General features: G+C 62.2%; 10 protein-coding genes. All 10 read left to right on the top strand.

Features of this window, described 5'->3' with window-relative positions; translation table 11 throughout:
* The first annotated feature begins 207 nt into the window (after positions 1-207).
* Positions 208-966, top strand: a complete 759-nt coding sequence (locus tag P7F28_RS30720) for an SDR family oxidoreductase (RefSeq protein ID WP_277188925.1) — start codon at positions 208-210, stop codon at positions 964-966.
* Positions 967-989: 23 nt separating this feature from the next.
* The gene (locus P7F28_RS30725; RefSeq protein WP_277188928.1) at positions 990-1,529 is read left to right on the top strand and encodes a cupin domain-containing protein; all 540 of its coding nucleotides are present in this window, start codon (positions 990-992) and stop codon (positions 1,527-1,529) included.
* Positions 1,530-1,539: 10 nt separating this feature from the next.
* Positions 1,540-2,355 (top strand): alpha/beta fold hydrolase, encoded by an 816-nt coding sequence (locus tag P7F28_RS30730; RefSeq protein ID WP_277188930.1) that lies wholly within the window; start codon positions 1,540-1,542, stop codon positions 2,353-2,355.
* On the top strand, positions 2,352-3,188 hold the full coding sequence (locus P7F28_RS30735; RefSeq protein ID WP_277188932.1) for an IclR family transcriptional regulator: 837 nt from the start codon (positions 2,352-2,354) through the stop codon (positions 3,186-3,188). Before P7F28_RS30730 ends, P7F28_RS30735 begins: the two co-directional genes overlap by 4 nt.
* Positions 3,189-3,986, top strand: coding sequence for an SDR family oxidoreductase (locus P7F28_RS30740; RefSeq protein ID WP_277188934.1), 798 nt, complete (start codon positions 3,189-3,191; stop codon positions 3,984-3,986).
* Positions 3,979-5,637: a thiamine pyrophosphate-binding protein gene (locus P7F28_RS30745; protein WP_277188936.1), complete on the top strand. Its 1,659-nt coding sequence runs from the start codon at positions 3,979-3,981 to the stop codon at positions 5,635-5,637. The genes P7F28_RS30740 and P7F28_RS30745 overlap by 8 nt, the downstream gene beginning before the upstream one ends.
* Complete coding sequence (locus tag P7F28_RS30750; RefSeq protein ID WP_370467441.1) at positions 5,630-6,439, top strand: aspartate dehydrogenase; 810 nt, start codon at positions 5,630-5,632, stop codon at positions 6,437-6,439. The genes P7F28_RS30745 and P7F28_RS30750 overlap by 8 nt, the downstream gene beginning before the upstream one ends.
* Before the next feature lie 18 nt (positions 6,440-6,457).
* A complete protein-coding gene (locus P7F28_RS30755) occupies positions 6,458-7,942 on the top strand; it encodes an aldehyde dehydrogenase (protein ID WP_277188938.1) in 1,485 nt (494 codons plus the stop codon).
* Positions 7,943-7,959: 17 nt separating this feature from the next.
* Positions 7,960-8,925: a VOC family protein gene (locus tag P7F28_RS30760; protein WP_277188942.1), complete on the top strand. Its 966-nt coding sequence runs from the start codon at positions 7,960-7,962 to the stop codon at positions 8,923-8,925.
* 92 nt (positions 8,926-9,017) lie between these two features.
* The coding region (locus P7F28_RS30765; protein WP_277188944.1) for a DsbA family protein at positions 9,018-9,171 on the top strand (154 nt) is incomplete at its 3' end.

Below are 9,171 nucleotides of genomic sequence, written 5' to 3' on the forward strand. Positions count from 1 at the left end.
CGGAAAAAAAACATTTGCAGTCCGGGCTTACCCGAAGTCGACAGCCGGTTTTTGCAGGACTAATCGCGCGCGGCGGCGCGGATGGGTCATCACCATAGTGTTTTCCCTGAAGATGCCAAATTTCTTTTTTGATCGCGGCGCGACGACCCTATAATGACCATATATAAACTAACGTTCCTTTAGTGGAACACAGACCGAGAGGACGCGATGAGTATCCAATCGAAGCAAACTCTGCAAAATCGCCGCGTCGTGGTGACGGGCGGGGCGCGCGGACTTGGCGCGGCGTTCGTCGAATCGCTGGCGGAAGAGGGCGCGCAGGTCGTGTTCGGCGATGTCCTGCACGACGAAGGCCAGGCGCTCGCCGCACGGCTCGGCGGCAACGTGCATTTCGTGGCGCTCGATCTCGCCGATCCCGCCAGCATCGAATCGTTCGTGCAATCGGCGGCGCAGAAGATGCGCGGCATCGATTCGCTTATCAACAACGCCGCGATCACCAACTCGGGCGGCCGTCTCGCCGATGAACTGAGCATCGACACGTGGGACGCGGTGATGAACGTGAACGTGCGCGGCACCTGGCGCATGTGCGTGGCGGCGCTGCCGTTTCTGCGTGACTCGGCGTGCGCATCGATCGTGAATATCGCGTCCGATACGGCGATCTGGGGCGCGCCCAAGTTGCTCGCGTATGTCGCCAGCAAAGGCGCGGTCATTTCCATGACGCGCTCGCTGGCCCGCGAATTCGGCGCGCACGAAATCACCGTGAACGCCATCGCGCCGGGACTGACGGAAGTGGAAGCTACCGCTTACGTGCCCGCCGAACGTCATGCGTATTACCAGCAGGGACGCGCACTCACGCGCGCGCAGGTCGCGGGCGACGTCACCGGTCCTGTGTTGTTCCTTTTATCCGATGCGGCCCGCTTCGTAACGGGTCAAGTGCTGCCGGTGAACGGCGGCTTCGTAATGAACTGATGACATCTCAAAGGAGATTGACGATGGCCGATGCCGATATCGAACGCAAGTCGTGGGACCAGCCCGCCGAAGCGAATTTCGAGCAATGGATGGACTCGCGTGTCGCACGTTTTGAAACGCGCCGCTATGACTGGGACGCGCTCAAGTTTCAGGCCGACTACGATCCGAAGTATCGCCGTGCGCAGATGCGTTATGTCGGCACGGGCGGCACGGGTGTCGCGAAGGATATGAACACGGTGCCGGCAGGCGGCTTCACGTTCTCGACGATGGTGATTCCCGCTGGCAATATCGGCCCGAGCCATATTCATATGGACGTCGAAGAAATTTTCTTCGTGTTGCGCGGCAAGATGAAAGTGGTCTGCGAACGCGATGGCGAAACGTGGGAAGCCGTACTCGGCGAACGCGATCTGATCTCGGTGCCGCCGGGCGTGTATCGCACGGAAATCAATATTGGCGAGGAAGATGCGCTGATGTGCGTGATGCTCGGCTCGTCGAAGCCCGTGACGCCGACGTACCCGCCGGATTCGCCGCTCGCCAAGATCAAGCGCGATCTCGTCAAGTAAGCGCCGCATCATGCTCAAGACCTTCGACGCGAACGCGTTCCCCTCACGCCGGATCAACGGCATCGCTTATCGCGAAGCCGGGGCGATGCACACGGCGACGCTGCCGATCGTGCTGCTGCACGGCATCGGGTCGGGCGCGGCGTCGTGGGTGCAGCAACTCGATGCGCTCGGCGCAAAAACACGCGTGCTCGCGTGGGATGCGCCGGGCTACGGCGACTCGATGCCCGTCGCGCCTGCATCGCCGCAAGCGATCGATTACGCGGATGCCTTGCGCGGCTGGCTCGATGCGCTCGATATCGAACGTTGCGTGCTGGTGGGTCATTCGCTCGGCGCGATTATCGCGGGCAGTTTTGCGGCGACGCATCCTGAGCGTATCGCGCGCTTGTTGCTGTTATCGCCTGCTGGCGGATACGGCGCAGCGAGCGAAGACGTCCGCACGCAGAAACGCGACAGCCGTTTGAAGATGCTCGAAGACCTCGGTCCGCAGGGACTCGCGGATCAGCGTAGCGCAAACATGCTGTCCGCGCATGCAAGCGAAGAAGCGAAGCAGTGGGTGCGCTGGAACATGGCGCGCGTCATTCCGCACGGCTACGCGCAAGCGACGCATCTGCTTGCGAATGCGGACCTTAAAAGCGATATCGCACGCTTCAAAGGCCGCGTAAAGGTAGCGGTTGGCAGCGAAGACCGCATTACGCCGCCCGAAGCGTGTGAGCAGATTGCACAAGCGGCAGGCGTGTCCTTACACATCGCAAAAGGCGCAGGACACGCCGGTTACATCGAACAGCCCGAAACCTATAACCAAATTATCGAGGATACCGAAGCATGAGCACGCCAGAAGAACAAAACGAAGTGGCGTATCGCGTGCCCGGTCTCGAACGCGGTCTGCGCATTCTCAGCGAGTTTTCGCCGAGAGAGCCGGTTTTGGGCGCGCCAGAGTTGTCGCGTCGTTTGGATATTCCGCGCACCACCGTGTTTCGCCTGTTGCAGACGCTCGAATCGCTGGGCTTTCTGGAGCGTGCGGATAGTGGCGACCGTAACTATCGGCTGGGCGTGGCGGTGTTGCGCCTGGGCTTCGAATATCTGAGTTCGCTCGAATTGACCGATCACGGTTTGCCGCTGATCGAAGCCCTGCGCGACGACACCGGCCTCTCGACGCATATCGTGATTCGCGATGGCCGCGACGTGGTCTTCGTCGCCAAAGCGCAAAGCCACGCCGCCGCGTTCAACGCGGTGAAGGTGAACGTCGGCACACGTCTGCCCGCCCACGCGACCACGCACGGCCACGTGCTGATGGGCGATCTCTCGCTCGATGAACTGCATCAGCTTTACGCCGATACCCCGCTCGAACGCTTCACGCGTCACACGCCGGGCACGGTGGAAGAACTGTACGAACGCGTGAAGCTCGATGCCGAACGCGGCTACGCAACCAGCGAATCGTCCTTCGAACACGGCATTTCCGTGGTCAGCGCGCCGGTAAGAGGCGACGCGGGACGCATCGCCGCCGTGGTCACCACGACCGTTCCGCGCGCTCAACTCGATACGACCCTGCTCGGCAGCGGCCTCGTCGAGAAAGTGCGCGAGACGGCCCTTCAACTCTCGCTTCGGCTCAACTACCGGCCGGCGGCGGAACATCGCTATATGAAGGCATTGGGGCTTTAAATGATTCAGATCGACTTGAGCGGACAGGTAGCGGTGGTGACGGGCGGCACGTCCGGCATTGGCCTCGCCACCGCGCGGCTGTTCTTGCAGGCGGGCGCATCGGTCGCAATTTGCGGGCGCGACGCCGACCGCCTCGCCAGCGCCGAAAGCGCCCTGCGCGATGCCTTCCCGAACGCGAAGCTGCTCGCCGTGCGCTGCGACGTGCTCGATGCCGCCGACGTCACGCGTTTCGCGCAAGACGTGCAAACCGCGTTCGGCCGTATCGACATGCTGGTGAACAACGCCGGACAAGGCCGCGTCTCCACTTTCGCCGATACCACCGACGAAGCCTGGCGCGAAGAACTGGACCTCAAATATTTCAGCATCATCCGCCCGACGCGCGCGTTTTTGCCGATGCTCGAAGCCAGCTCGCAAGGCGCGATCGTCTGCGTGAATTCGCTGCTTGCTTTGCAGCCCGAAGCACATATGGTCGCGACTTCATCGGCGCGTGCGGGCGTGCTCAATCTCGTCAAGTCGCTCGCGGTTGAACTCGCGCCGCGCGGCGTGCGCGTGAACTCGATTCTTATCGGCATCGTCGAGTCGGGGCAATGGCGCCGACGCTATCAGACGCAAGCCGAAGCGGGCCAAAGCTGGGAAGCATGGACCGGCGAACTCGCGCGTCAGAAGAAGATTCCCCTCGGCCGATTCGGCCGTCCCGAAGAAGCCGCACAAGCTCTTTTTTATCTGGCCACACCGCTGTCGTCCTATACGACGGGAAGCCATATCGATGTCTCAGGAGGCGTTGCACGTCATGTCTAATCTCACGACGGTCGGCGAAGTTATCGCCGCCTTTCTCGAACAGTGCGGCGTCAAGACCGCTTTCGGCGTTATCTCGATCCACAACATGCCGATCCTCGACGCGATCAATTCGCGCGGCAAGATCCGCTATGTGGGCGCGCGCGGCGAAGCGGGCGCATTGAATATGGCCGATGGCCTCGCGCGTGTATCGGGCGGCGTTGGTGTTGCATTCACCAGCACCGGTACGGCGGCGGGCAACGCAGCGGGCGCAATGGTCGAAGCATTGACCGCAGGCACGGCGCTGGTGCATATCACCGGGCAGATCGAAACGCCTTACCTCGATCAGGACCTCGCGTATATCCACGAAGCGCCGGATCAGTTGAGCATGCTCAAGTCGATCTCGAAGGCCGCGTTCCGCGTGCGTTCGGTCGAGACGGCGTTGGCGACCGTGCGTGAAGCCGTACGTGTCGCGCAGACTGCGCCCACGGGTCCGGTCAGCGTCGAGATTCCGATCGATATTCAGGCTTCCGAAATAGAAATGCCTGCTGATCTGGCCGCGCCGCACGTGAGCCTCCCGACGCACGATTCGAAGCGCGTGCAACAACTCGCTGATTCCCTCGCGCAAGCCAAGCGTCCCTTGCTGTGGCTCGGCGGCGGCGCGCGTCACGCACGTGCGCAAGTGGAACGCCTCGTGAAGCTCGGCTTCGGCGTGGTCACCAGCGTTCAGGGCCGCGGCGTGCTGCCGGAAGATCATCCGGCGACGCTCGGCGCATTCAACGTGCAATCAACGGTAGAAAACTTCTACCGTACGTGCGATGCCATGCTCGTAGTCGGCTCGCGTCTGCGCGGCAACGAAACGCTCAAGTACAAACTCGCGCTGCCGCAACCGCTGTATCGGATCGATGCCGATGCGCGCGCCGACAATCGCGGTTATCGCAACGCGCAGTTCGTGCACGGCGATTCCGCCGCGATCCTCGACGAACTCGCCACGCTGCTCGAAGGCCGCCTGAAGGTCGATCCGACCTTCGCGCAAGATTTGGCCGGCACGCATGAAGTCGCCGTCGCGGAAACCGGCAAAGGCCTCGGCCCCTACAAGCAACTCGTCGATGCGCTGCAACGCGCGGTCGGACGCGACTTCAACTGGGTCCGCGACGTCACGATCTCGAACAGCACGTGGGGCAACCGCATGCTGAAGATTTTCGAGCCGCGCGCGGGCGTGCATGCGCTGGGCGGTGGTATCGGACAAGGGATGCAGATGGCGATTGGCGCGGCGCTGGCCAATGCTGCGGCGAAGACCGTATGCCTCGTCGGCGATGGCGGCCTGATGGTCAATGTCGGTGAACTCGTGACCGCCGTGCAGGAAAACGCCAACATGATGATCGTGCTGATGAACGATCAGTGCTACGGAGTAATTCGCAATATTCAGGACGCGCATTACGGTGGCCGTCGATGCTACGTGCAACTGCATCAGCCGGAATTCGCGGACTTCTGCGCGAGCTTTGGCATGAAGCATCTGCGTATCACATCGATGGATCAGGCGGAAAGCGTGATTCGTGAAGGCGTTGCTTTCGAAGGTCCGGTGATGGTCGAAGTGGACATGCTGTCGGTCGGCTCGTTCACGACTGCGTTCGCGGGTCCTCCGGTCAAGAAAGAAGAGGCTGAAGATGCATGAAGCACGCGTGGATGTGGCGATGATCGGCTTCGGCGCGATCGGGCAGACGGTCTATCGCGCCGTCGCGTCCGATCCGCTGGTGCGTGTCGCGCAAGTCGTGGTGCCTGCGCATCAGACCGACGCGGTGCGCGCCCAGGTTTCCGCCGATGTCGATGTGGTCAGCGATATTCACGCGCTCGTCAGTCGTCCGCGTTTCGCGCTGGAATGCGCGGGACATGGCGCGTTGATCGATCACGTGCTGCCGTTGCTGAAGGCGGGGACGGATTGCGCGGTGGCATCGATTGGTGCGTTGTCCGATGTATCGTTGCTGGAAGCGTTGCAAGCGGCCGCGACCGAAGGCAACGCGACCGTTACGCTATTGTCCGGCGCAATCGGCGGCATCGATGCGCTGGCGTCCGCGAAAGAAGGCGGTCTCGACGATGTCGAATATATCGGCCGCAAGCCGCCGACCGGCTGGCTCGGCACGCCTGCCGAAGCGCTCTGCGATCTTCAATCGTTAAACGAAGCAATCGTGATCTTCGAAGGCAGCGCACGCGATGCCGCGCGTCTCTATCCGAAGAACGCGAACGTCGCGGCGACGGTGGCGCTTGCAGGCTTGGGCCTCGACAACACACGCGTACGTTTGATCGCCGATCCGCAAGTCACGCGCAATGTGCATCGCATCGTGGCGCGCGGCGCGTTCGGCGAAATGTCGCTGGAAATGAGTGGCAAACCGCTGCCCGACAACCCGAAGACGTCCGCGCTCACCGCGTTCAGCGCGATCCGCGCGCTGCGCAATCGCGCCGCGCATTGCGTCATCTGATCTAGGAAGCAAGAAATCATGTCCGATCAAGACATCATCGCCTCGCTGGTCCCGTCCGCCGATATCTTCATCGGCGGCGTATGGAAGCGCGGCCGTGGCGCGACCTTCGCGAGCCAGTATCCGGCTGACGGTTCGGTCAACGCCGAAATCTCCACCGCCGATGCCGACGATGCCCGCGAAGCCGTCGAAGCCGCCGATATCGCGTGGAGAAAAGCCAACTGGGCGGGATTGAAGCCGCATCAGCGCGCACTCGTGCTGTACCGCATCGCCGATCTCATCATGCAGCGTCACGAAGCGCTGGCGCAATTGCAGCGCCGCGACAACGGCAAGCCGATCAACGAAACGCGCGTGCTGGTGGCGAGCGCCGCCAACACGTTCCGCTATTTCGCGGCGTGTCTGGAAACGCTCGACGAGGAACTCACGCCCTCGCGCGGCGACTATATGACGATGAGCGTCCACGAGCCGATCGGCGTGATCGCGGCGATTACGCCGTGGAATTCGCCGATTGCTTCGGATGCGCAGAAACTTGCGCCCGCGCTCGCAGGCGGCAACGCGGTCGTGCTGAAGCCAGCCGAAGTGACGCCGCTGGCATCGCTGGCGCTGGCGCGCATCTGCGAGGAAGCGGGCGTGCCGCCGGGCGTGTTGAGCGTGCTGCCCGGCAAGGGCTCGGTGATCGGCGATGTGCTGGTGCGTCATCCGCTCGTGAAGAAGGTATCGTTTACGGGCGGCACGGAAGTGGGGCGCGGCATTGCGCGTCTGGCGGCAGAAAAGCTGATGCCGGTATCGCTCGAACTCGGCGGCAAATCGCCGACGATGGTATTCGCCGATGCCGACCTCGATCACGCGGTCAACGGCGTGCTGTACGGCATTTTCAGTTCGTCGGGCGAGGCGTGTATCGCGGGATCGCGCTTGTTCGTCGAGCGTTCGATTTACGATGAATTCATGCGTCGGCTGGTGGCGAAGGCGCGTGAATTGCGCGTCGGCGATCCGTCGCTGGAAAGCACGCAGATGGGACCACTGATTACGGCGAAGCATCGTGAATCGGTGGAACGGTATGTGGCGCTCGGGCTGGAAGAGGGCGGGCGTTTGCTGTGCGGCGGCGAGCGTCCCGCAGGTGACGGCTTTTTTTATCAGCCGACGATTCTCGAAGGCTTGTCGAATCGCGCGCGTATCTGTCAGGAAGAGATTTTCGGGCCGGTGCTGATCGCCATGCCATTCGACGACGAAGCCGCCTTGCTGAAAGATGCCAACGACAGCGTGTTCGGCCTCGCTGCGGGCATCTGGACGCGCGACTATAAACGCGCGTATCGCGTGGCGCGGGCGCTGGAAACGGGCACGGTGTGGATCAACACCTACAAGCTGTTCTCGATCTCGACGCCGTTCTCCGGCTGGAAGGAAAGCGGCATGGGCCGCGAGAAGGGACGCCTCGGCATCCGCGAATATATGCAGCAGAAAAGCCTCTACTGGGGCTTGAACGACGCGCCGATGGCGTGGGCGAATTAAAGAGAGGGATGAGCATCATGACCATTCTGGGTATCGAACAGATTACGTATGGCGTCGACGATCTCGACACCTGTCGCCGCTTTTTCTCCGATTGGGGCATGCGCGAAGTTGCGCACGATGAAACCGCCGCGCGCTTTGAAACGCTCAACGGCTGCACCGTGCTCGCCATGCGTGCCGATGATCCTTCGTTGCCGCCCGCGTTCGAACAAGGTCCGACGCTGCGCGAAGTGACGTGGGGCGTGGCGACGGCGGACGAACTCGAAGGCTATCGCGCGCGTCTCGCCGATGCGCCGGGTTACTACGCGCTGCCGGACGCAGTCGGCTGCATCGATCCGAACGGGATGGCGATTCGCATCGAAGTGACGCGCAAACGCGCGATCGACGTGAAAGGCTCGCCGTCGAACGTTTGGGGACAGACGCTGCGTGTCGATACGCCGAGTCCCGTCTACGATCATGCCGAGCCGGTCGAAGTGGGCCACGTCGTGTTCTTCACCAACTGCCTCGCGGAACAGCAGCGCTTCTACGAAGAACGCCTCGGCTTCGAAATGTCCGACCGCTATCCCGAACGCGGCGCGTTCATGCGATGCGCGCCGCACGGCGGCCATCACGACCTGTTCCTGCTGCAATTGCCGACGGGCAAACGCGGCCTGAACCACGTCGCCTTTACCGTGCGCGATATCCACGAAGTGTTCGGCGGCGGTCTGCATATCAGCCGATGCGGCTGGGATACGCAACTCGGTCCGGGACGGCATCCGGTTTCATCGGCGTATTTCTGGTACTTCAAGAATCCGGCGGGCGGTTTGATCGAGTATTACGCGGACGAAGACCAACTGACGCCCGAATGGCAGCCGCGCGATTTCGAACCGGGTCCGACCGTGTTCGCGGAATGGGCGGTGGATGGCGGCATCGATGGCGTGACGCGTCGGCAGAAGAACGCGGACGCGCCGGAAGGCAAGTTCATGACCGATCGCAAGCCGGGTTAAGTGAAGTAATCGATGTAATCGATCGCCGGGGCCTGCATGTCCCGGCGATTTGCGCTAGCCTGCCGGGATTCACTGACTTCCTTCGAAAGATCATGTCCCGTCCGCTTCAGATCGATATCGTCTCCGACATTGCGTGCCCGTGGTGCGCCGTCGGCCTCTCTTCCCTGCAACGCGCGCTGGATCGTCTGGGCGATTCCGTCGATGCGCAAATCACCCTGCATCCCTTCGAACTGAACCCCGATATGG

This window comes from Caballeronia sp. BR00000012568055 (assembly GCF_029439455.1).
Lineage (GTDB): Bacteria > Pseudomonadota > Gammaproteobacteria > Burkholderiales > Burkholderiaceae > Caballeronia.